General features: G+C 55.2%; 9 protein-coding genes and 1 pseudogene. 8 read left to right on the forward strand and 2 right to left on the reverse strand.

Annotation, left to right across the window (positions count from 1 at the left end; all coding sequences use genetic code 11):
* The first annotated feature begins 852 nt into the window (after nt 1-852).
* Entirely contained in the window at nt 853-11,826 is a 10,974-nt protein-coding gene (locus D3H35_RS16170; protein ID WP_119150302.1) for an S-layer homology domain-containing protein, read from the forward strand.
* A 3,997-nt stretch (nt 11,827-15,823) separates the two neighbouring features.
* Here the strand turns inward: D3H35_RS16170 and D3H35_RS16175 are convergent.
* Nucleotides 15,824-16,862, reverse strand: a pseudogene (locus D3H35_RS16175) (sulfate ABC transporter substrate-binding protein).
* A gap of 265 nt (nt 16,863-17,127) precedes the next feature.
* Here D3H35_RS16175 and D3H35_RS16180 point away from each other — a divergent pair.
* The 6 genes from D3H35_RS16180 to D3H35_RS16205 all read left to right on the forward strand — a co-directional run bounded on the left by D3H35_RS16180 (nt 17,128) and on the right by D3H35_RS16205 (nt 22,718).
* Nucleotides 17,128-18,117 carry a Gfo/Idh/MocA family protein gene (locus tag D3H35_RS16180; protein WP_119150303.1) on the forward strand — a complete coding sequence of 330 codons (990 nt, stop codon included), beginning with the start codon at nt 17,128-17,130 and terminating at the stop codon, nt 18,115-18,117.
* 54 nt (nt 18,118-18,171) lie between these two features.
* Nucleotides 18,172-19,143, forward strand: a complete 972-nt coding sequence (locus tag D3H35_RS16185; RefSeq protein ID WP_119150304.1) for an AraC family transcriptional regulator — start codon at nt 18,172-18,174, stop codon at nt 19,141-19,143.
* 34 nt (nt 19,144-19,177) lie between these two features.
* On the forward strand, nt 19,178-20,257 hold the full coding sequence (locus D3H35_RS16190) for a Gfo/Idh/MocA family protein (protein ID WP_119150305.1): 1,080 nt from the start codon (nt 19,178-19,180) through the stop codon (nt 20,255-20,257).
* Nucleotides 20,258-20,438: 181 nt separating this feature from the next.
* The gene (locus D3H35_RS16195; protein ID WP_119150306.1) at nt 20,439-21,302 is read left to right on the forward strand and encodes a hypothetical protein; all 864 of its coding nucleotides are present in this window, start codon (nt 20,439-20,441) and stop codon (nt 21,300-21,302) included.
* Between the two features lie 2 nt (nt 21,303-21,304).
* Complete coding sequence (locus tag D3H35_RS16200) at nt 21,305-21,889, forward strand: hypothetical protein (RefSeq protein ID WP_147355860.1); 585 nt, start codon at nt 21,305-21,307, stop codon at nt 21,887-21,889.
* 241 nt (nt 21,890-22,130) lie between these two features.
* The gene (locus D3H35_RS16205) at nt 22,131-22,718 is read left to right on the forward strand and encodes a hypothetical protein (protein WP_147355861.1); all 588 of its coding nucleotides are present in this window, start codon (nt 22,131-22,133) and stop codon (nt 22,716-22,718) included.
* Here the strand turns inward: D3H35_RS16205 and D3H35_RS16210 are convergent.
* Nucleotides 22,691-22,936 carry a hypothetical protein gene (locus tag D3H35_RS16210; RefSeq protein ID WP_119150309.1) on the reverse strand — a complete coding sequence of 82 codons (246 nt, stop codon included), beginning with the start codon at nt 22,934-22,936 and terminating at the stop codon, nt 22,691-22,693. The two genes, D3H35_RS16205 and D3H35_RS16210, sit on opposite strands and share 28 nt — an antisense overlap.
* 163 nt (nt 22,937-23,099) lie before the next feature.
* Between D3H35_RS16210 and D3H35_RS16215 the strand changes: the two genes are divergently transcribed.
* Nucleotides 23,100-23,756, forward strand: a complete 657-nt coding sequence (locus D3H35_RS16215) for an NHL repeat-containing protein (RefSeq protein WP_119150310.1) — start codon at nt 23,100-23,102, stop codon at nt 23,754-23,756.
* Nucleotides 23,757-23,932: the final 176 nt, after the last annotated feature.

Here is a 23,932-nt window from a genome sequence, read left to right on the forward strand (position 1 = left end):
CACTGATGTGCGACTGAGGAAGCTATTGAGCGAAAGAGAGGTACGGCGTCCCACTGATGTGCGACTGAGGAAGCTATTGGGCGAAAGAGAGGTACGGCGTCCCACTGATGTGCGACTGAGGAAGCTATTGGGCGAAAGAGAGGTACGGCGTCCCACTGATGTGCGACTGAGGAAGCTATTGGGCGAAAGAGAGGTACGGCGTCCCACTGATGAGCGATTGAGGAAGCTATTGGGCGAAAGAGAGGTACGGCGTCCCACTGATGAGCGACTGAGGAAGCTATTGGGCGAAAGAGAGGTACGGCGTCCCACTGATGTGCGACTGAGGAAGCTATTGAGCGAAAGAGAGGTACGGCGTCCCACTGATGTGCGACTGAGGAAGCTATTGGGCGAAAGAGAGGTACGGCGTCCCACTGATGAGCGACTGAGGAAGCTGCACAACGGAAATTTAAGCAGCGAGCGGTTCAGTTACACGAGAGGGAGCCACGGGAGAGCATCGCGTTTGGGACGAATGGCGAAGTGTATCTGTTGACCACGGATATGGTCGAGAACTATACAGGCGTCAGCCATAAAGGTGTCTTGCCGTATCGGAATTTCTTGCAATGGCCGCAATGCTCGGAGCTCCGATTCCGATCGTTTGCGTCAAGCTTCCACCGTTCGACGGCGGAAAATAAATATTTTCGACAGAAATCAAAAACCGCGAAAGCTTGAGCTTTCGCGGTTTTCTGCGTTTGGGCGCTTATTTTTTTATTATTCTTTTATTCGCGAGCTTCACAATGGTAATATCTCGGAATCTCTTTTGCGAGACTTTGTGCTCATTCAATAGATTTTATAGAAGCGGAAGGAGCTTGTTTGGTGAAAAGAATTATTAGAGGTAAATGGAACGGCTTTCTATTGAAATGGATGCTGATCGCAAGCCTTATCGTCGGTCTCTTTGCTCCGGCGGGGGAAGGCGCGCGGGCGGAAGCGGCAGCTTCATTGCCGGGCTTTGACGTGCCGGCGGATCTGTTAGGACATTGGGCGAAAGAGCCTATGACCGAATGGGTCGATCGGGGGCTGCTCAAAGGGTTCCCGGACGGCACCTCGCGTCCCGATGAGATCATTACGCGCATTCAGTTCGTCGCGCTCGTCAATCGGCTGTTCGCTCTGGTCGGCGACGGAAAAGCGGCGTTCAGCGACGTGCCGATCGACGCCTGGTTCGCTTCCGACGTGAAAGCGGCGGCGCAGGCCGGTTACATTCGCGGGTTTCCGGACAACACGTTCCGTCCCGACAAGCCGTTGCAGCGGGTCGAAGCGGTAACGATGCTGACGCAGCTCGTCCCGACGATCGCCGACGAAGCGGCGAACGCGCTGGGCGCATTTAAGGACAACACCGATGTGCCGGGATACGGTCTCGTTTCATTGGAGGCGGCCATCGCATCCGGGCTTCTTCAAGGCTATCCGGACGGCACCGTGCGCCCGCTCAAGCCGCTTACCCGCGCCGAAGCCGTCTCGCTTTTGGACGGCATACGGAAGCGGTCCGTTCCGGCCGCTAACGGCGGCATCGTGCCGAACGCGCGCGCTTTGACGACGGCAGGAGCTTACGGACCGTCCTCGGGCGAGTTTACGGTAGGCGGCAATCTGGAGATCAATGCGCCGGGCACTACGCTTAGGAATGTAATCGTCAAAGGCGATTTAACGATCGGCAAATCCGTCGGAGAAGGAGACGTCTTCCTGCAAAATGTAGTGGTGCGCGGGAAAACGTTCGTGAATGGCGGCGGCCAGAACAGCGTTCACATCGATAATTCCGAATTGGGTGCCGTCGTTATCGAGAAGACCGACGGGCGGATACGCATCGTCGTAGGCGGAACGACCGTCATCGAACAGATGGACGTCCGGACGGATGCCACAATCGAATCGCCGAACAGCGGCATCGCGGGAATTACGATTTCTTCTTCCGGGGAAGTGACGCTGTCCGGGGAGTTCAAGAACGTCGAAATCAAAGATGACGTCAAGCTGACCGTCGCTTCGGGCTCGATCGAGAGCATCGTGGTGGGCGAGGAGGTGACGGGTTCCAAGATTCGGCTTGAAAGCGGAGTTAACGTCGTCAATATGACTCTTCACGGAGCAACCGACGTCACAGGAGCGGGAACGATAGAGACGGCGATTGTCGATTCGGACAAGGTGTCGTTCGAGAAAGAACCGGCGAAAAAGGAAGTGACGACGAACGGAGGCTCGCAAGGAGCTGGGGGCGGGGGAACGGGAGGAACGCCGGGGCCAACTCCAACGCAGACACCGGAGCCGACGCAATCCCCGGAACCGACATCCTCGCCAGAGCCGACGCAATCTCCGGAACCGACGCCGACGCCTGACATAGCCGTCGTCGCGAGCGTCAGCCAGTCGAGCGCAACGGGCTTCCGGCTCGCTTTAAGCGTTCAGGTGGCGGGGCTCTCCGCATCGGATATAACGTTGCGGGACGCCGCCAACCAGCCGGTTGCCGTAGCAACTCCGACGACGTTGGACGGGGGAACGGTTTATCGCATCCCGGCCGTTCTGACCGAAGGCGCTGTTTATAAGCTTTCGATATCCAAGACGGGGTACAGCTTCGGAGCCGAAACGGCGTTCACGGTTCCCGTGACGCCGCCGCCGCTCGTGTCGGTAACCGCATCGGTTTACGGCATAAGCTCGGAAGGATTTACTCTGGCGTTGAACGGCCCGGTCGCAGGATTAACGTCGTCGAATTTTACGCTCGTTAACAAAATCGACAATACGCCAATCTCCTTCGGAGAGTCTTCCACCGGAGACGGCGGGTCGTATGTGTTCGACGCAGAGCTATCCGAAGGGCAAACGTACACGCTGTCGATCGCGAAGACCGGCTACAGCTTCGGCGATGCCATCACGATTTTCGTGCCGGTCTCCGATCCGGAAATTATTGCCGTTAACGCGGCGATAACAGCATCGGATACGGAAGGCTTTGCCGTGTCGTTAAATCCGCCGGTCGCGGGACTGACCGCATCGGACTTCACGATCGTTCCGGACGGCGGGGGCGCTCCGGTTCAGGCGACGGGCACAACGACGGAAGACGGAGGCGCTTCTTACTCGGTCGAAGCGGCTTTAGCCGAAGGGACAAGCTATGAGATCGCAATTGCAAAAACGGGCTACAGCTTCGGCGCATCGTTGACGATTAGCGTTCCCGTTGGCGATATCAACGTTCAACCGACGATTAGCCGCATTTCGACGGCGGGCTTCGTCATTTCCTTGGATAAGCAAGTTCCGGAGCTCGACGCGTTGAACTTCGTGCTGACAGACGGCGCGGCCGAGATCGGCGTCGATATGCTCAGCCCGATTCGCGAAGGGGCCGAGTACGAGGTTTGGTCGAGACTCGCCAAAGGCGGGACGTATACGCTGAAGCTCGATAAAGAGGGGTATTCGTTCGCGAATGGAACGGTCGAATTGACCGTGGAGCCGACGCGGCTGCAAGCCGAGACCGCATGGGTTGCGAGAACGGGCTTCAAGCTCCGCTTGCCGAATGCCGTCGCGAAGCTGCCTTTCGTTTCCTACGAGTTGAAAGACGAATCGGGCAATCCGATTCCGGTAGACGCCGTCAAGACGGAGGACGGCGGGCGATCCATTGTTTTTCAAGCGGATTTGTCCGCCGCAGGCAATTACCATTACCGGATCGATATAGACGATGACCATTATATTGAAGGAATTGCTGCGGTTCCCGAAGCCATACCCGTCTCGAAATACACGACGTTCGAGCCGTCGAATGCCGGGATCATCGTTTATTTTAACGTTCCGGTTCCCGGATTGGCGTTAGGCGACTTCCAACTCACGGATACGGACGGCAACTCGATCGTTATCGATGCGGCGACGACGGCGGATGGGGGCAACAGCTACTATCTCGAATCGGCCGCGATGCAATACCAGCGCTTGAAGCTGGCCATTGCCCATGAAGGCTACGACTTCGGAGCGCCGGTCTTTCTGATTCGCACGACGCTCGCGCAATCGTACGTCGGCGTCGGTCCGAACAATTTCCTCGCCGGACTGAGTCCGGCCGTGCCGGGGCTCACCGCCGACAACTTCCGGATCGTGAACGCTTCCGGCGAGAGCGTGCCTGTGGAGAACGTAGCATGGTATTCCTTTCAAGGGTACTACATCGTCTCTTACGGCGGGCTGAGAGGACAGTCGAACACGGTTAGCGTCGTGAAGGAAGGGTACGATTTCGGCGAGTCGAAATCGATCACGCTAGAGCCCGAGTACAAGGTTACCGATATTTCGTACGGAGGCTTCACGTTCGTCCTGAATCCGCCGACGGCGATCAACACCGTGAACGGCTTCGAAGTGAAGCGGAGCAACGGAACGGTCGTGAACGGCATTGCCGTATCGACCTCCGACGGAGGAGCGAGCTACCAGGTAGCGGCGAATTTGACGCCGGGCGACTATACGCTCAGAGTAACCGCTTCGCTCGGCCGGACTTCGTTTCCTTTTAACGTCCCTGTCTTGGCGACGATATCGGCAGATCAAGTAACGAACACGGGACTGCGCGTATCGCTTAATTTTCCGCTGGACGGACTTCAGCCTTATCAATTTGTAATCACTCGCGCGGATACCGGCGAGGAGGTCGGAATTCAATCCGCGACGACGACGGACGGCGGCCGAACTTATCGGCTCGTTGCGGAATTGACGGGCGGACAATACAAGCTGAAGCTGACCGGGCATCTTCCGGCTGAAGGCGTTGCGTTCGAGGCGGGCGTGACGATCGATGCGGAAGCGAAGGAAATCGCCAATATTTCGAATAACGGCTTCGATCTCGTTTTCGGGCAAGCTGTGCCGGGTTTATTGCCCGCCGATCTCGACCTTCGGGACGATCAAGGAGTTCGCGTCGACGGCCTATCGCTTACGACATTGGATGGGGGAGCGACTTATAGGGTTAGCGTGAAGTTAACAAGCAATAAAGACTACACGCTCTCGATTCGGAAGGACTACGTCAAGTTCGGAAGCCCGATTGTCTTCCATGTCCCGATCTTCGTGAAGGGCTCGATTGGAGAAGTAACGTCGGGCGGCGACGTTTCCATGTCGTTCGATCCTCCGATGCCGCGAATACAGGATTACGGCAACATGATTGTATTCAAAGACGCCTCAGGAAACATTTTCAATCCGTATTTGTATCAGACACTGGATGGAGGAGCGAATTATCTCTTTAAATTCGCCGGCGAGGATGCTTTGCAGCAGGGGACGACTTATACGGTGGAGCTTAACGTCGCCGGTCATGCGATGTCTCCCGTGTCGTTCGCGGTGCCGGCCGGGTATTCCGTGTCCCATGCTTCGGCGGCGGGCATTACGGTTGCGTTCGACGCTCCGCTGCCGGGCTTGCTGAAAAATCAGTTCGTCATTCGCGACGCCTCAGGAGCCGACGTGAAAATCGTCTCTGCGGCGACGAATGATGGAGGCGGCAGCTACGTCTTGACCGCTTCGCTGACGCCGGGCAAATTTTACACGCTGCAGGTTAAGCCTGGCGCGCTTTATCAACAATACAAGCCGATTACGTTCGCCGTTACGAAGACGATTACGGCGACGATATCCGAGCTTAAGCAAGACGGCATGAAGCTTACGTTCAGCGAACGGGTTACGGATTTGAAGCCGAGCCAGCTCGTTTTTCGCGACGGCAGCGGCACGATAATACCGCCGAATCTTTATGCGGTCTCTATATCGACCAAGGATCAAGGCTTGACGTATCAAGTCCGATTCGGATCCTTCGGGAGCAACGATCTCTCGCTCGATTTGAACCGCGAAGACTATAACCTCGCGGCTCCGATTGCGTTCAGCATTCCGTCTCTCGGATCGATATGGTTGTTCGGCACGTTCGCCGGCCAAATCATATTCGGAATCAATCCGACACCGTCGGAGTTGACCATTGCGAACGTGAAGCTGACGGACAGCAAAGGAAAGACGGTCGCAGCCGCTTTAGCATATGATAGCGGACCGTACTACAGCTTGCTCGGCGATTTCGAGGCCGATGAAACGTATTATCTTGCGGTGACATATCCGGGATTTGATTTTGGCGATCCGCTTGCAATCGGCATGCAGATCAAGTCCGACGCCTGGATGACGGGCGAGAACCAGGACGGGTTTGTGCTCAGGCTGTTTCCGCCGGTACCGGATTTGGCGCCTTCCGATATAAGCGTGAAGGACGAAACGGGAGGGACCGTTGCCGTTCAGTCGCTGCAGTCGACCGACGGAGGCTTGACCTACAAGGTTGAAGTTCCTTTGTCCGGCGCGCATGCCTATTCGGTGTCGATAGAAAAAGCGGGATATCTTGTACGGTCGACTCAAACGCTTTCCTTGAAATCCCGTTCGGCAGCGCTCGATCGCATTTCGATCGGCGGAATGACGCTGAACCTAAGCTCCAAGACGTCTTTAAATTATACGGATATCGTTTTATTTGACGATAGCGGCAATGCGGTTCCGACTGTAAGCTTCGCTTCGTGGGATGGCGGCTACAGCTATGAAATCGGCGCGTCGTTGCAAACCGATCGAACCTATACTTTGAAGGTTGCGAAAGCCGGTTATGATTTCGGCGCGCCGCTCTCCTTGTTCATCAAATCCGTTCAGACGGGTTACGGCGGCATGGCCAGCGACAACAAGAGCGCCTTCTTGCTTCATTTCAGCGAAGCTGTGCCGGATTTGCGGGCGGGCGATTTCAGGCTGAAGCGCGCATCGGATGGCCGCGTCTTGCCAGTGCTGATCGCTTCCACCGAGGACGGGGGCTTTACTTATAAGATCGAAGCCAGCTTCTGGGGCGGCGAACGCTACACCGTTGTTCCGTTAAAAGCCGGTTACGATTTCGGCAATCCCGTTTTTGCGGAAGTGCCGGTGTTCGCGAATGCTGCGCTGCTTGGCGCGGGCTTGTCCGAATTCGTCATCGGAATGAATCCGGCCGTTCTGTCCATGAACGCCGGGAACTTCTCCATTCTCGACGGCGACGGCAACGCGATTCCGGTGCTGGGAGTCGTCACGGACGACGAAGGCGAGACTTACCGGGTGCAAGCGAACTTCCGAGGCGGCGAAACCTATCATATTGCTTTCGTTCGCGCGGGCTACGTCATTGAGCCTTCCTTATCGGTTACTTTGCCAACGACGATTGCAAGCGAGATTCTGTCCGCAGCGCCGACTGGCATTCGGATCGGCCTGACTCCGGGAGTCGCAGGTTTATCGAAGGATGCGTTCCAACTCAAGGACAGTACAGGAAACGTCGTTGCGATCAATACAGCGATATCGAACGACGGGGGCTTCAGTTACTGGCTTGAAGCGGAGCTCGAAGGCGGGAAGACGTATTCGCTCGTCTTGGCCGCGCCGGGTTACGTATTCGGTTCCGCGCTTAGCGCATACGTGCCGATCAAGGTCGGCAAGTCGATCGCCGATCCGGAATCGATAGGCTTCCGCGTGGCGCTTGATTCGCCTGTGCCGGGCCTAAGCGCATCCAATGTCATTCTGCTGGATGGAGCTGGGAATACGGTCTCCATTAGCGCGGTCGAAACGACGGACGGCGGCGGGACTTACACCGTGCGCGCCGCTCTGATCGAAGGTGAAGACTACAGCTTGCACATCGTTCGACAAGGCTACGATTTCGGCGAAGGCATGCCGTTCGTCGTGCCGGTTCCTCCGCTTCCCGAGCCTGAGCCGCTTGTCGCGATGACTACATCGGACGCTTATTATTTAGGCTTCAAGCTCCATTTCAGCGCGCCGATGCCCGGCTTGACCAAGGAATGGCTGAGAATAACGGACGACCAGGGACAGGTTATTACACCGAATAATGTCTATGGCATATACCACAGGGTAGACGAAAATAACGGCTGGACAGACGAACAGAACTTTCAGGTTTTGATGTCGATGGCAGTAGGCAAGGTCTACACCGTGGAGCTTATCGAGCCCGACCGCCAATCGGAGGGGCCGATTGAAGTGTTTGAGCCGCTCGCGGTTTATCCAAAGTTGGAATCGGCGACGCGCGACGGTTTCATGATACGGTTCCAGAACGCTGGACCGAATGAGCTGCAAGCGGAAAATATTTCAATTTATTCCGTTGACGACACCGATGCCGAAATTGCCGTAACGAGCGTAACGACGGGGTCCGAGGCGGGTACTTACCTCGTTCGGGCGAATTTGGCGGAGGGAAGCGTCTACCGGGTAGAGTTGAACAAGAAAGCGTATGACTTCAGATGGAACTCGAACCAGCTATACGTCCCAATCAAGGCATCCGCCGCAGCGGCGCGAGTGAACGAGAACGGTTTCGATCTCGTCATGTCGACGCCGCTGCCGGGACTTTCGATCAAGTTGTATAGCAATATCAACGTCTCCGGTTTCCAGCCGAATTCATTCGTTTCGACGGATGGAGGGCGGACTTACCAAGTCGGTATTCCTTTCCCGTACAATTCGAATTATCGCGTTCGGCTTGCCAAAGACGGGTACGATCTGGGAGGAGACCTCGTCGTCGAACACGTCAGTCTGCCTCCGGCGCTCCTAACGGCCGCAACCGATCCGGGCGGCCGGAAAATCGTGCTTAGCTTCGATAAAGCGCTAAGCCTCGTTGAAGAGAATGCTCCGTTCTCCGTCAAGATCAACAATCAATGGCAAAGCGGCGTACGGGCTGCTCGGGTTAACGGGGAACCGACGAAGGTGGAATTGACCTGGAACGCCTCGGGAGCCGCCATTACGTCGACATCGGCGGTTCGAGTCGCCTTCGGCGGCGTTAACCGGGTGCAGGCTGTCAATGGCGCATATCTTGTCCCGTTCGGGGAGTTCGAGGCGGCCAACGTCGCAACGTTCGAAGGCTTCGTGCGAAGCTTTCCGACGGATCAATATGCCGATCCTCTCGCGAAGGCGCTCCGCGAGACTTACGGCAAAACGGCGCTGGAGACGATTAAATTGCTTCGCGAAGCGGGTTTCGCGCGGTGGAACTATTCGAGGGCGGTCAAAAACGAATATGGACTCGACACGGCCGGATTCATCGCCTTGTTGTTCCAAATGGACGCTGACGCTTCGATGTTGTTCGCTTCGCTTAACGACATTCAGGTACAAAGCTCCTATACAGACTTAACCGGCGCGATGATCGCCGCCGGCTATGAGGCTTCCGATATTGCGCCGCAGCTTCGCGACAAAGGGTATCAAGCCAAGCAAGTGTCCCTGTCGCTCAAACAGGCCGGCGTATCCGCCTCCGATATTGCGGCGGTGCTGAACGAGACGTTCAGAGCGTCCGCAGACGGTGCGGCAGCCATGCTGAAAGGCAACGGCTCGAATATTAGCGCGGTAGGGAACGCCGTGCAATCCGTCTTCGGCTTATCGAACGCGGACACGATAAAGGCGGTCGCGTCCGCCGGATTCACCGCGTCGGAAGCCGAGACGTTTGCTCGTCAACGCTATTCGGCAAGCGGAACGGAAATCGCATCTTGGCTGATCGGAGCCGGTTATGCGGCAGCCGACATCGGCACGGCGCTTGGCGCGAGCGATCCGTTCGCGAACGCGTCGGAAGCCGCAATCGCCCTTCATGGCGCCGGACTTGAGCCGACCAAGCTGTACGCTGTTGTCAGAGGCTTGTTCGACGGAAGCTCGGCGGCGAACGCCATGCTGGCCGTAGACATTCCGGCCGGGCCGGTTGCCGAAGCCGTCCATGCCGCAGGAGACGCGCCTAAGGTCGTCTTGTCCGCGCTTCTGGCGAGCGGTGTTGACGTCAAGGTCGCTGCCGCGCATGTTGCCGACGCTTGGGGAAGCTCTCCGAGCGCGCTTGCTTCGGCGATGTCCGGGCTGGCGTCGAACGGCGTCGCTATCGCAGAGCGGGCTGGCCTGCTGCGAGAGGTATACGGCGCGAATATCGCCTCGGCGATCGCCGCTCTGCAACATGGGGCAACTGCGACGGAATCGAACGCGATGGCTTCCGTGCTCATCGCCGGAGGCTATGACGGCGAAGCGGTCGTATCTTATTTCTTGATCAACGTCTACAAAGGAAATCGTATCGTTACGTATAACCTGCTGAGAGAATCGAAATTGCCTTCGGACGAAAGCTTGCGTTTGATTCGTTCGGCCGCTGTTGCCGCAGGCAATGAATTTACGTTAAAAGATGCCGTGACCGTCATGATCCAAAGCAACGAAAGCTACGCAGCCGACGACGTGCTGAAGGCGTTGATGACAGCTTTCGTCCAAACGGAAGAAGACGAAATCGGCGCGAAGGAGTTCGCGAAGGCGATGTCGGACGCGAACCGCTGGAGCAGTCTGGATATCGGCAAATCGATGATCAAAAGACTCGGTATAACGCTGCGGGATTGGATAGATCTGGAACGGAGCGATGTTTTCTCCAAGCAAGGCTGTCCGTGCAGCGTCAAGACAATCGCCGCAGATTCCAAATATTTGTTCCGCGGTACGACGATCGAGGACATTACGGCGGCGATGAGTCAATCGCAGTATTTTACGCTTACCGAGCTTATCGAAGGCTTGGTCGTTCATTTCGACGTCGTGAGGATGGACGCTCTGCCTTATTTGACCGCCGCCTTGAAAAATTCGGGCTATCCGTTCACGGATATTGCGGCCGCCTTTGATACGATGGGCTGGAACGATTGGATATGGAGCTTCAGCCGCAACGGCATCGCCGCAAGCGAAGTTGCCGCCTATCTGAAGAGCGTGCAGCTTGCGGACGATGAAATCGTGCAGCGGCTCGAGCCGTACCCGCTCAACGCTATCGCTCTCACGTTGCGCACGGAGCTCGGCAAGCAGGATGTCGAGGCTGCCGCCTTGCTGAAGTCTCGATACGAGGATCAGGATGTCGCGAACGCGCTTGCCTTTGTCTTCGGCGGAGATCCGGCCGAGCTGTGGATCAAGACGTTGAAAAGTCAGAATGCGACGGCCGTCACCGCCATTAAGACGATAACCGCGCGGTTCCCGTACTACCGGAATGCGGACGTTGTCGGTCCCGCGCTCGTTCGCGGCGGATACGGCATGGATGAAGTGATGACGGGACTCATGTTCCTGACGAATTTGTACGGCAATTTGAAAGCGACCGTGAGCTTACTTAAGGAAATGTATTCGGCGGAGCAGGTGTCGATTTCCAGACTGCTGTCCGCCTCTGGCAGCGATACTCCGGAAAGCGGCATTATGTTTCTCAGGAACGCCGGCTTCGGCATCGCGGCGATAGCCCGAGGGCTAAAGGAACATTACGGACTGGCTTCCGGCAAAACATCCGGTCTGCTCGCCAAAGCGTACCCCAACAATATTGGCGACGTTTTGAACGCGGTGACTGCGGCATACGGCGAAGACAGGGGCCAAACGGTCGTCGGGGTGCTCGAGGAGCAGGGCATTACGACGCTCGAAGACGCGATGACTTACCTGAGCAGAAAAGGCTACTCGTTCGCGGAAGCCGTCGGCGCCGTCAAAGACGCGTTCGGTTTATCGCCCGGCGAAACGGCGAAACGAATCTCGGCGATGAACATCAGCTCGCCCGGCGTGCTATTGACGACGATTTCGTCCGTGTATAAGCAATCGATGCTGGACACGGTGTATCAACGCCAGATCGCGGACGGAACGGCAAATTTTCAGGCAGCGATCGAAATCGCCTACGGAGCGGGGCTTTCCTTGGCGGAAATGGTCAGAATGGCCAAGGACAACTACGGAATTTCTTCGGGGGGCGGCGTTCCAGGCTTTGACGGATTCGCATCGGTTTACTTTTTCCGCGATCACGATAGCCATTTCGACTATTTACGAGACCGGAGAGAAAGAAAGCATTGCGGATTCCTTGCAAGCCAAAGGCTTGACCACGCTCGGCGCCGCTGTCTCTTATTTGCGAAGCAACCACTTCAATCTTAGAGACATCGTGCGCGTCGGCAAAAGCTATTTCGGGCTTTCCGGCGGGAGCGCGTCTGCCGCGCTGATCAGCTCGGGCTTCTATACGAATCTTCAGGTTCAGACGGAAGTGGCTTATGTGTACGATCAGCCGATCGAGCGGGCGGTCGTCGAGTCGCTCGCCGCTCTCGGACAAGGCAGCTTTGAGGAAGCTATTCCGGTGTTTTGGGGAAGAGACTACAAGCTGGACGCTCTCGCGTACATCGCCAAGGAATATTATCGTCTTGGGGACGGCGCGGCGAGTCTCGCCTTGCAGCAATCGGGCCACTATAGTCTGCCGGATATTGTTGCCGCCGTTTCTTTGGAATACGGCAAGCCGACGGACGAGACGACGGCCGCCTTGCTCGAAGGCAGCGCAATCGCCACGTTCGGCGAGGCGGTTACGCTCCTGAGAAACAATCATTTCGAACTTAGGGACATCGTGCGAGCCGGAAAAAATTATTACAGCCTTGCCAGCGGGAACGCATCCGCCGTGCTGATCGGCTCGGGCTTCTACACGAAGCCGCAAATTCAAGCCGAAGTGGCTTACGTGTACGATCAGCCGATCGAGCAAGTGATCGTCGAGTCGCTCGGCGCGCTCGGACAAGGCAGCTTTGAGGAGGCGATACCGGAGCTTTGGAGAAACGGCTACGATTTGCCTAAGTCCGCAAAGATAGCGAATAAATACTATCATCTGAAAGCAAGCGCTGCGATTACCGCTTTGCAAAAGTCGGGTTACTTCGGCCTTTCGAACATTATTGCCGCCGTTGCCGACGAATTCGGCAAGCCGACGGAAGAGACGATGGCCGAAATGCTCGCGAACGCGGGAATCGTCAAGCTCGAGGATGCGGTCGATCTTCTGCGGCGGATGAGCTACACCACCCACGATATCGTGACGGCAGCGAAGGAACAGTACGGCCTTCCGGCGGGCGAAGCGATCCGCGAGCTTGTCGCTCTCCAAGCGGGAAGCTTGGAAGTCGTCCAATGGGCGGTTTCGAGCGTGTACGAGCAGAGCGCGGGCGCAACGGCTCTGGATTACATCAAAGCTGGCGGCGTTAGCAGCATTGCGGACGCGATTCCTTATTTAAGAAATTCGGGCGTTACGCTGGTCGACATCGTAAAAGCGGTTCAATTGCATTATTTCCTGACCCCTGGAGAGGCGACAAAAGCATTGATCGAATCGCAATTGTACGAGCTTCCTGTCATCCTCCAAAGTGTCAGCGTTGTGTATAATCAATCGGCGGATGCGATCGTCAGGGCTCTGATTGCGGCGGGCTACACGGATCCCGCCGTCATCGCAGAAAACATGCGGCTGGCCGGCATTCGGATGGAAGAGATCGCGCGCGCCCTGAAGGAGCAGCTCAATATCATTGAAGAAGAGTTGCGGCAAATTTTGGAGAGCAGGAATGCGTACGACGAAAGCGCGGTCGGAACGGCGTTGACGAATGTTTACGGTATTGGACAAAGCACGGATTCTTCGTTGCTGCAAGCCGTTCTTACGCTCAACGACATTCATACGCCGGAAGGTGCGATCGCGTTCATGCGCCAAGCGCGCAGCTCGCTGACGGATATCGTCGCTTATTTGAAGGGGCAGTACGGGCTTACCGTTGCCGAAACGACGGAGCTTCTGAAGCCGCACTATCGGCTGATCGAGATCGGATTGGCGACGGGCAAAGTGTACACGACGGACAGCAACTTTATCTATCTGGCAAAAATTCTGAACCCGCTTGACGTCTCGGATACGCCTTCCGGACTGGTACGATTTATGTACGGCAAGTTTATAATGAGCGATATCATAAGCGCGCTGAAATGGTTCTACGGTCTGGACGCGCAGGCAGCCTTGACCGCCTTCTCAAATACGAGCATTCCGAAAGAAGAGTACACGAGAGCGGTGATGGCCTTTTACGGAGACAACGTTCTGCTCGAGTATTTCTCGCTGAAGAAGTCGAATGGCATGTCCGCGCGGGACGTTGCCACCGAGCTTGAACGCCAGGGACAGCTCGGACTGAACCGACAGTTGTTTTTGACCCATTTTCTCCGATCGCTCGGCTACGATCTGGAAAGCACGATCCGGACGGTATATTCGGTTTATCCGCGTCTTCAAGGCATAGAGCTTAGCACCGAAAAACATGTGGAGCTGCTGGTTGCCTTGGGCTACACCCGTCCGGCCGAGATTGTAGACGCAATGATTATCTACGGATATGTGAACAGCAAAGCTTATGCTCGCCAGGTTTACACGATTGTGAAAACCGTTGCGCCTAAAGCTGCGCCTGTCGAGATCGCGCTTGCGATGAAAGAGCGGGGCTTCTCCGGCGCCGATATTCTAAACGTGCTGGAGAGTGACAACGCGCTCGACGACAGCATTGTCGTCTTTCTAAAAGAGTTTGGCTACACCGCTGAACGCGCCTACCTTTTCATGAAAGGCCGTACATTGGAAAACAAGCTCTATTGGATGGTTAAGAACGGTTATCCGCTTTTGGACTACCTTAAGTACACGAACTACGAATCCTCGAACGCGGTCGCGATTCTGAAAGGGCTGGGGGTAACTTCGCGTGAGTTGGCTACGGTGCTGCATACCTACGGGAATAGCTCGTACTGGATCATCGAATATTTGCACCGCGGCGGATTTACGGGTTTGGTCGATCTCGCAGGTGCGATGCTGGCGACGAGAAGCTATCCGTCTTGGGTGCTCACCGACCTATACAAGACAAAGCGTTGGTCTTTGAAGGATATTGCCAAGGGGATGCTTGATTCGGGAATGATCTCGCTTGCCGATCTATCGACGGGACTGCGCATGGCCACCGACGGGGATTTGGCGGAGACTTACCGAATCATTCGGGAAGTATCGAAGAAGGAACAAAAGGCGATGTACGATTCCTTGTCCGACGTTGAACGCAAAATTCTCGACGATGACGACATTGCGATCATCGTTACGCTAACGACGATGCGCTCGAACAACGTAAGCGTAGCGGATGCCGCTTCCTTGCTCCGATCGGTCGAAGGATTGGGCTTTGAGATGGGGGGCGTCATGCTCGTCGTATCCGGGTACAACGTCGGCGACGTGCTTGAAGCGATATGGGATGTATACCGGCTGGAAATCGGCATCGCCATCCTCAAGTCGATGATCGGACAGACGATGACCAAAGTGCTGACGGATTTGAAGGATTATTACAAGATCGGCAACATGGTGTACAAGCTGGTCAAAAGAACGATGAGCTGATAGTCGCGACGTTAAAAATGGCAACGCGAAAAGCTTGGTCAGGCCGTTTATCGGCCTTGATCAAGCTTTTCTTCTTTTGCTGGCGGTACTCGGGTAAGCATTGCATACTCTTAGCTGTCATGTCACTTCAGGAGCAAGGGAGCTTTGCATAGCTAGATGCACTTCATACAGCTAAATCCCGTCAGAAGCAGCCGATATGAAAAAATAACCGCATTACGTGCAGGTAATATGGCCATTTGTTGTGGTGCGGGGCTTTACGAGCATAACTAAATGTACGAAATGCAGCTAATGATCGAACTCCATGGAGTTGAACTTACTTACATGTACATTATACAGGTAAATAATCAGGCGGCTTCGGCGGCTTCTTCCATTTCCGGAATCCGACGACGGAAGGGTGTCACTAACTTCCCAACCACGCACAGACTTCCACCACGCACAGATTCTCACCACGCACAAATTCCCGCCACGCACAGATTCCCACCACGCATGGACTCCCCGCCACGCACAAACTCCCACCACCACTGCACGGACTCCCTATAACGCACCGTTCCCATCCAATACTCTGACCGCCAGCATTCTCTAAATCTCGACACATGCAGCAACCGACAAACTATCATTACCGAAAATATCGCGAAACGAGCTCGGCGTGAATCTCCTCTCCCATGAGTGGCCGCAAGCGCAAACCGTCCGCCTCATGAAACGAAAAAAAAGCCTCCAAAGCCACTTTTAGTGGAGTTGGAGGCTTTCTGCAAGAGACCGATATTACTTCAAGTAAATCTGGTCAAAAATTCCGCCATCGGCGAAGTGCTTCTTCTGAGCGGCTTCCCATCCGCCAAACGCGCGGATCGACGTCAGCTCCAGCTTCGGAAATTGCTTCGCGTATTCTTTGGCAACGGCAGGATCGTTAGGGCGATAGTAGTATTTCGCCACGAGACGTTGTCCTTCCTTGGTGTACAAGTATTTCAAATATTCGTTCGCCACTTCCGAGTTGCCGTTCTTGTTGGCGTTTTTCGTGACGACCGCCACGGAAGGTTCCGCCAATATGCTGAACGAAGGAGTGACGATTTCATAGTTGTTGCCGAACTCCTTGAGAATCAGATGAGCCTCGTTTTCCCAAGTAAGCAGCACGTCTCCGATTTTTCTTTCCGCGAACGTTGTCGTGGAGCCGCGCGCCGGAGTCCAGCACCGGAACGTTTTTGTACAGCTTCGTTACGAAATCTTTTGCTGCGGCTTCGCTGTTTTTGTTATGCTTCAGCGCGTATCCCCAAGCCGCCAGGTAAGTCCAGCGAGGAGCGCCGCCCGTTTTCGGATTCGGGGTAATGACCTCGACGCCGTCTTTGACAACATCGTTCCAATCTTTAATTTTTTTAGGATTGCCCTTCCGTACGACGAAAACGATGGTGGAGGTATAAGGAGAGCTGTGGTAAGGAAGCTTGTCTTCCCATTTGGCGTCGATTAAGCCGGCTTTTTGAATTTGGGTAATGTCCAGCGACAGCGCGAGCGTTACGACGTCCGCCTTGATTCCGTCGATAACCGAGCGCGCTTGCTTGCCGGAGCCGCCGTGGGATTGCTTGACTTCCACCGTCTGTCCGGTTTTCTTCTTCCAGTAGGCGGCGAACTTTTTGTTATATTCCTCGTATAGTTCCCGTGTGGGGTCGTAAGAAACGTTAAGAAGAGTAACTTTCTTCTTCTTGGCTGCTGCGTCGACCGTGTTATTCGCGATGGGATGGGTTGACCCGAACACCAATGCGACCGCGGCGATCAGCAGGGTAGCTAGCTTGAAGCGTTTGAACTTGGACATGCGGCATTCCTCCGTAATGGAAGTATTTGTTATGGGTACATCATAATACACAGTATTCCGACTTGTAAACATGTATTTAAAAAGGGTACAATCATTTTTAATTTCTTAAGCTCGTTTCAGGACTTGTCGCTTGCATTTATTGAAAGAGGATTTCCTTCTAATGTCGTAATCTTATATAAATATTGACATCAAATTGCATTAAATCAGCGCTGAAATACATGCTATCTTTGCCATGTGTCGTATATTTGAAGGAGAGGCGAAAAAGATGATTCGAATTGGTATGTTGAGCTATTGGCATGTGCATGCGGAAGATTACACCCGGCAAGTGCTTGAGCATCCGCAGACCGAGATCGCGGCGATTTGGGACGAACGGCCGGATCGGGGAGCGGAGAAAGCCGCCAAATACGGCGTACCCTTTGTCGCTTCGTTGGAGGAACTGCTGGCCCGCGAAGACATCGACGCGGTTGTCGTGGACGCTCCGACGAATATTCATAAAGACGTGATGGTCAAGGCGGCGAAGGCGGGCAAACATATTTTTACGGAAAAGGTCGTTGCCCTTACGCTCGCGGAAGCGAATGAAATTACTGGGGCAGTCAAGCAGGCGGGCGTCAAATTCGCCGTATCGCTGCCTCGTTTATACGATTCTTACACGCAGACCATTTCCGGCGTTGTAGGGGAAGGGCTGCTCGGCAAGCTGACGCTCGCCCGCGTCCGTCTGTCTCATAACGGCTCGACCGCTAACTGGCTGCCGGCCCACTTCTATTCGAAGGAGCAATGCGGCGGCGGTGCACTCGTCGATCTCGGCTGTCATCCGATGTACCTCGTACGGCTGTTTCTCGGCCTTCCTGAAAGCGTTCACGCCAACTACGGTTACGTGAGCGGACGGGAAGTCGAGGACAATGCAGTGGCGGTGCTTTCGTATCCTGATGGGGCCATCGGCGTCGTGGAAGCGGGCTTCGTGAACAGCCATTCTCCGTTCTCCATCGAGCTTCATGGGACCGACGGGACGCTGCTGTTCGGCTTCCCCGAAGAGAAGGTGCTCGTTCGCAGCTCCCGCAAGGGCGAAGGCTGGATCGAGGTGCCGGCCGCCGATCGTCTGCCGTTTGCCTTCAGTCAGTGGGTTGGCCATATTCTGGAGGGAACGGAGGCTGCCCGCAACGTCGAATTGGCTGTCGATCTGACGAAGCTGATGGAGGCATCGAACCGCTCGGTAGCCGAAGGCCGTCCGATCCTCCTTTCCGAGCTTGAAGCGTAGCCTCATTCGTCCGATATTAATAATAAAAAGGCTTTAAGGAGGCAGTGAAAGCAAATGACGGAACCGCACCGGAACGACCTTCAAAATCGAAAAAAAACCGGCGCGCCTTTTCCGTTTGCGAGAATGGCGCGCAAGCGGAATGCGCTGGACCGGCTGGATTTGCAGTTCAGATGGGGACGGTACGGCATCCGTGTGCTTCGCTGTCACCTGATGGCATTTGAGCCCGGTCAAGTGATCGGTTTCCATAAGCATTCGGAGTTTGAGTTTCACTTCATTCCGAAAGGCAAAGGAACGGTAACGATACAGGACCGGAAATACGAGCTTGGCGAAGGGCTGTTCTACCTGACCGGCCCGGACGTCATACATGAGCAGCGCTCGGATGACGAAGACCCCATGTTCGAGCTGTGCTTGCATTGCGAAATCGTTGAACTGGACAGAGCGGCGGAGGCGGAGTGGGGCGATAAATTGGAGGAAAGAGAAGCGGAGGAATGCGTCCGGCTGCTGCAAACGATGCCTCCTGAGCCTGCGCTGGACCGTTACCAAGCGATGAACTGCTTTTTGGACGCTTATCGCGCATGGGAAGAGCAGCCGGTCGGTTTTTATACGACGATGAAACAGACGGTTCTTCAGATTTTGCTGAGAGCCGCTCGCGTGCACGCCGCCCCTGGCGATTCGGGCAATATTCCGGAGCGCGATATGAAGGATCACCGGTTCCGGCTCGCGACTCAGTTCATCGAGGACAATGAGGCCAGACCTCTCACGCTGGAGGACGTCGCGGAAAAGGTAAGGGTGAGCCCCCGTCAGCTTCAGCGGATTTTTCGGAGCGAGGGCAATTCGACCTTTCATGACTGGCTGGAGCACGCGCGGCTGCAGAAAATTTGCTCGGAGCTGCTGCAGACGGACCGTCCGATTGAAGACATCGCTCTCGATCACGGGTACTCGACCCCGAATTATTTGTATCCCGTTTTCAAAAAAAAATATGGCATGACGCCGTCCGCTTATCGGCGCCATCACGGCGTCCGGTAGGCCGAGGCGTTCGTCCGTGGAGGATAAATCCGCTATGAGCAAAAAAGTGAAAATCGGAATCATAGGCAGCGGCGGCATCGCAGGAGCGCACGTGTCGGCGTACCGCAAGCTTCCGTTCGTCGAAATCGCGGCGGTCGCGGACGTCATTCCGGGCAAAGCCCGGGAATTCGTCGACAAGCACGGTCTGGAACATACGGCTGCGTTCGACAGTCATACCGATCTGCTTGCGCAAAGCTTGGACGGAGTCAGCATTTGTACGCCGAATGTGTCCCATCACCGGACGACGATCGACTCGTTGCGGGCGGGCAAGCATGTGCTGCTGGAGAAGCCGATGTCGGTAACGCTCGCGGAAGCGGTGGAGATGGTGCAGGTTCAGAAAGCGGCGGGAAGCATGCTGACTCTCGGCTTCCAGCCTCGGTACGACCCGAATATGAAGAAGCTGCAGGATATAGTTCAGTCGGGGCGGCTCGGCAATGTCTATTACGTGGAGACGGGCGGCGGCCGCCGCCGCGGAATGCCGCGCGGAACGTTTGTCAGCAAGCGGCTTGCCGGAGCGGGGGCAATGGCCGACATCGGCTGCTACTCGCTCGACATGGCGCTCAATACGTTAGGCTATCCTCGCCCGGTGTCGGTATCGGCGTTCACCTCGAATCATTTTGGCACGAATTCTCTCTACCATCCGGAAGCGGACAAATTCGAGGTCGAGGATTTCGGCGTCGCGATGGTTCGATTCGAGAACGAACTGGTGCTCCAGTTCAAAATATCGTGGGCGATGCACATGGATACATTAGGCGCGACGATGTTCCTTGGCACGGACGCCGGACTCAAAGTAACGCCGGCCGGCTCGGGGCCGTGGTCAGGAGTCTGGGATGGGGCGATCGGCGAGATGACGCTGTTCCACGACGATTTCGGCGGGCATACGTCGACAGCCGTTCCGCTCATCGGGCACTCGCTGAATCTGTTCGACGAGAAGGTTCGCGATTTCGCCGAGGCTGTGCGGGACGGACGATCTGCGCCGATTCCCGGCGAACAAATTCTGATTCAACAAGCGATTATCGACGGCGTTCTCCGCTCGGCGGAAGCCCGGCGCGAAGTGTCGGTCGAGCTGCCCTGAATCGCATATAGCTTCGGTTGTCGAGGAATCGCGCTGCGTTGGCGCGGTTCCTTTTTCATTATCGCGTCAAAATTCGATAGACGAATGAAAGAATTTTGGCTTAATCTGGGAGAAGTATACAAGTGCACTTTGGCTGTCCGCCGGGCGGTCCTTTTTCATTAGGATTTATTGGAGGCTTTAGATGAAAGCGAGATACGTATACTTGGCAACGGCTGCTCTAGTCGTCGCGGGATGGCTGGGCAATTATTTCTTTTATCGATCCGGTCAGCTGCCCGAGGGAGCATTTCTTCGCCATTACATTGAAACGGCAGACTTGCCGGGAGCAACCTTCAATTTGTTTTATGCGGCGAACAATCGTGACAAACGGAAGATCGTGGATGTGAGGATCGAGGAGCTGCCGGGGCTGAGGTTCTATCCTCCTTCCACACGGGCGAGCCTTCGTCATCAAACGATTTATTCGTTGATAGGCCATTTCGACATCCCGAGCTCGGAGCAAGATCGGCGCGAAGACGGAGAGCCTCTGAAAATTCGGTCCGTCGACGTCCGTTTCAACGATGGCACTATGCGTCGTGAGGAGATCGGGGAAATAATCGTTTACCGGGAGAAATATTTGCAGGAGGCAGGCGACGAGGCCCCGTTCGAGTTTACGTCAAGCAAAGGCTCTACTGATCATTCCGGTTCGAATAGCGGACATGCGACACGTCCGGCTGTTTTGACCGGGGTAACCTCCTCATGGCTCAAACGGCTCGGGCCGGCTTTGCGAATCGAAATCAAGACGGCGGGCGAGCCGACATTCCGACCGGCGGACGCTGGAGTGCCGTTGAAATTGGATGCCGGAGATACGTTGTCGATTCAATACCGCTTTGACTTATCCGCTTCTCCGGAAGTGAATGCGATGGATGTGTACAACGTTCTGCTCCGGCCGAAGTTTAAGGAGGCGGACGGTCGCCAATCGGAGAAAATCATCTTCGCGAATTATGATCCTTACCCGACCGAGGCCGAGATGCGATCTTTCGTGCGGGCGAAGAGGGAGGAGGCGCCATGAAGATGGCCTATTCGAGAATGGCGTGGGGGCTTGCGCTGGAATTGATCGATTTTCGCCTTGGAACTTTCGACCTGCTGCCCGACGTTATCGGTTACGGGCTGCTCGTTCTCGGGTTGTCGGGCGCAGGCTCCGCCAGCCGCCCCTTCGCCATAGGCCGGATGGCGGCAATTGCTCTAATGCTATGGTCTTTGCCGCGCTTTGTCGGACTTCAGCCGAGTCTGTCGCTGCTTTCGTACGACACGTTCGGAGCAGCTCCATTGCTGTTGGCCTCGGCGGAAGCCATGTTGGAGCTGGCGATGCTGTACGGAATTTGCGAAGGAATTCGCTTGTTTGCGATCGTGCGAGAAAATCGGGTCTTGGCTAGATCGGCTCGCAACGGATGGCGTGCCGTCTTCGGGTTTAGCGCGGCCTTTCTTTTTCTGTTGCCTTTCAAGCTAAACGTAACGTCAGTCTGGCTGACCGCCGTTGTCGTTCTTCTGGTCATAGGCTTGTTTATTGCCTGCGCAAGGGTCATCTTCCTCGTTCGCAGAGCCGGGCACGTTTTGAACGACGGCGATGGCGGGCCAAGGAAATCGTCGGCGGCGTGAACGAGTCGAACCAAAGCGAAACACTATTGAGATTTGTTATAAAAATGGTAAAAGCTGCGCTACTTTTTCCGTTCCGAATTCGTAGTTCGTTCGAAGAATACAAATATCGGAAATCAAAGGAGAGAGAGCCGATGATGAAAAAAGGGGCCATTGCGGCGGAACGGCGCTTGCGCTGCTGCTATTGGCAGGGTGCGGTTCGAAGGATGACGGCAACGGAGGCGCGGCGGCAGCGCCGACGCAGATGAATAACGGAGGGCAGCAAGGCGCCGGAGGACAAAACCGGATGCAGGCGGACTTGTTGGGAAAAGTGAAAAGCGTGAGCGGGCAGACGATTACGGTATATAAATCCTCGTTCACTCCGGGACAAGGAAGACCGGGCGGCGGAGCAAACGGCGGCGGCAACGGTCAGCAGCCTCCGGCAGATGGAAATGGGCAACAGCCTCCAGCAGGCGGCAACGGCCAGCAACCTCCGGCAGACGGCAACGGCCAGCAGCCACCGTCAGGGGATGGACAAAGCGGCGGAGGACGCGGCGGCTTCAACATGGACAATATGTTCACGGAAGAGACTGTTGACATTCAAGTGACAGACGCGACGAAGATCGTCAAGCGGTCGTTCGAGAACAACCAAGCGACGGAGACGGAGATCGCCCTCGCGGATCTGAAGGAAGGGGACGTTCTAAACGTCGATCTGAAGGACGGCACCCAGGAAGCGGTGACCATTTCTCTCGGCAACGGCGGCTTCGGCATGGGCGGCGGAGGAATGGGCGGTCCACGCGGGCAAGGCAACAATCAAGGCCAAACTCAAACGCCGGCGGCAAGCAACGGATAAGAATACGTTTGAACCATTCCAGGGAAGTTAGCCTCCCTATTCAGGAAGATCGCGGTTTGCGATGCGGCTCCGAACCGAGAAAGCAGTTGTTGCAGAGATTTCTCTGTGATGGCTGCTTTTTCTGTTGTTTCCTGGGGTTGAAGGGAGTTGTGCTTCTCTGCATTTTTTTTACTTAAAATACTATTTTGTAATATGAAAAAGCTAGTTACAAGGTCCACTACTTGACCATCCCTTTTTGTAATATAGTAATCTGTGCGGCGGGCAGATGAAATAACCGACTAGCCGGCTATTGTAGAAGGCGATGCGTCTAAGCTTCCCATAAAACCCGCGCGGGCGGTTTCCAACAACGAATGGCTCTCTACGCGAAAGGTCGGAAGAACAGTGACAGGGATAAGTAGAAAATTATCGATTATCGTTTTGATTATTCTTTTTGCAATAGGCAGTATTCCGGGCAAGTTCAGCGCAAGTATTGGCGGCATATCGGACGTTGCAGCGGCTGCAAACATTTCCGGTCATGACGGGATCGGATATAGCGGCTCCATTCCTGGAAATGAAGTGGCGGGGACCGCTTTTACGGGATACCAGGCTTGGCCAAGCGGACTTACAAAGGGATCGTCTGGCTTTATCGGCGGAGTTTATGACGGCACGAGTATATGGATGATCCCTTACAATGCCGACCGATTGATGAAGGTCAATCCGTCCTCCGGGGAAATGACGGGATATAGCAATTGGCCCGCGGGCTTCACTAAGGGGAGCAACGCATTTGCCGGAGGCGTTTTTGACGGAACTAACATATGGCTAATTCCATATAGTGCAAATCAGGTTATCAAAGTTAACGCGACTACAGGCGAAATGACGGGATATAGCGGTTGGCCGGGTGGGTCAAAAGGCAGCGATCAATTTGTTGGAGGCGTTTTTGACGGTACCCATATATGGCTCACCCCCTATTCCGGCAGTCGATTGATTAAGGTGAATATAACGACTGGAGCAATGACCGCTTATAATAGTTGGCCGAGCGGAACAACCCTTGGCAGCTAAACGCGCCTATGCCTGGGTTCATTGCAAGAACGAGAGGCTCTGTCGTCCTAACAGGATGACGGAGCCTTTTGCCTGCCTCCAAGCTTTTGTGGAATAACGATAATGTTAAGATTGACAAGACTGGCCGATAGTCCCGATAATACTTAATATACACAAATGTATAAAAAGTGTCGAAA

The sequence above is a fragment of the Cohnella faecalis genome, assembly GCF_003570905.1.
In the GTDB taxonomy this organism is placed as follows: domain Bacteria; phylum Bacillota; class Bacilli; order Paenibacillales; family Paenibacillaceae; genus Cohnella; species Cohnella faecalis.

Bases quoted from the DNA above. Each gene is read 5' to 3' on its own strand.
- D3H35_RS16180 (WP_119150303.1), top strand. From the start codon at position 17,128: ATGATTCGAATTGGTATGTTGAGCTATTGGCATGTGCATGCGGAAGAT.
- D3H35_RS16185 (WP_119150304.1), top strand. From the start codon at position 18,172: ATGACGGAACCGCACCGGAACGACCTTCAAAATCGAAAAAAAACCGGC.
- D3H35_RS16190 (WP_119150305.1), top strand. From the start codon at position 19,178: ATGAGCAAAAAAGTGAAAATCGGAATCATAGGCAGCGGCGGCATCGCA.
- D3H35_RS16195 (WP_119150306.1), top strand. From the start codon at position 20,439: ATGAAAGCGAGATACGTATACTTGGCAACGGCTGCTCTAGTCGTCGCG.
- D3H35_RS16200 (WP_147355860.1), top strand. From the start codon at position 21,305: ATGGCCTATTCGAGAATGGCGTGGGGGCTTGCGCTGGAATTGATCGAT.
- D3H35_RS16205 (WP_147355861.1), top strand. From the start codon at position 22,131: ATGAATAACGGAGGGCAGCAAGGCGCCGGAGGACAAAACCGGATGCAG.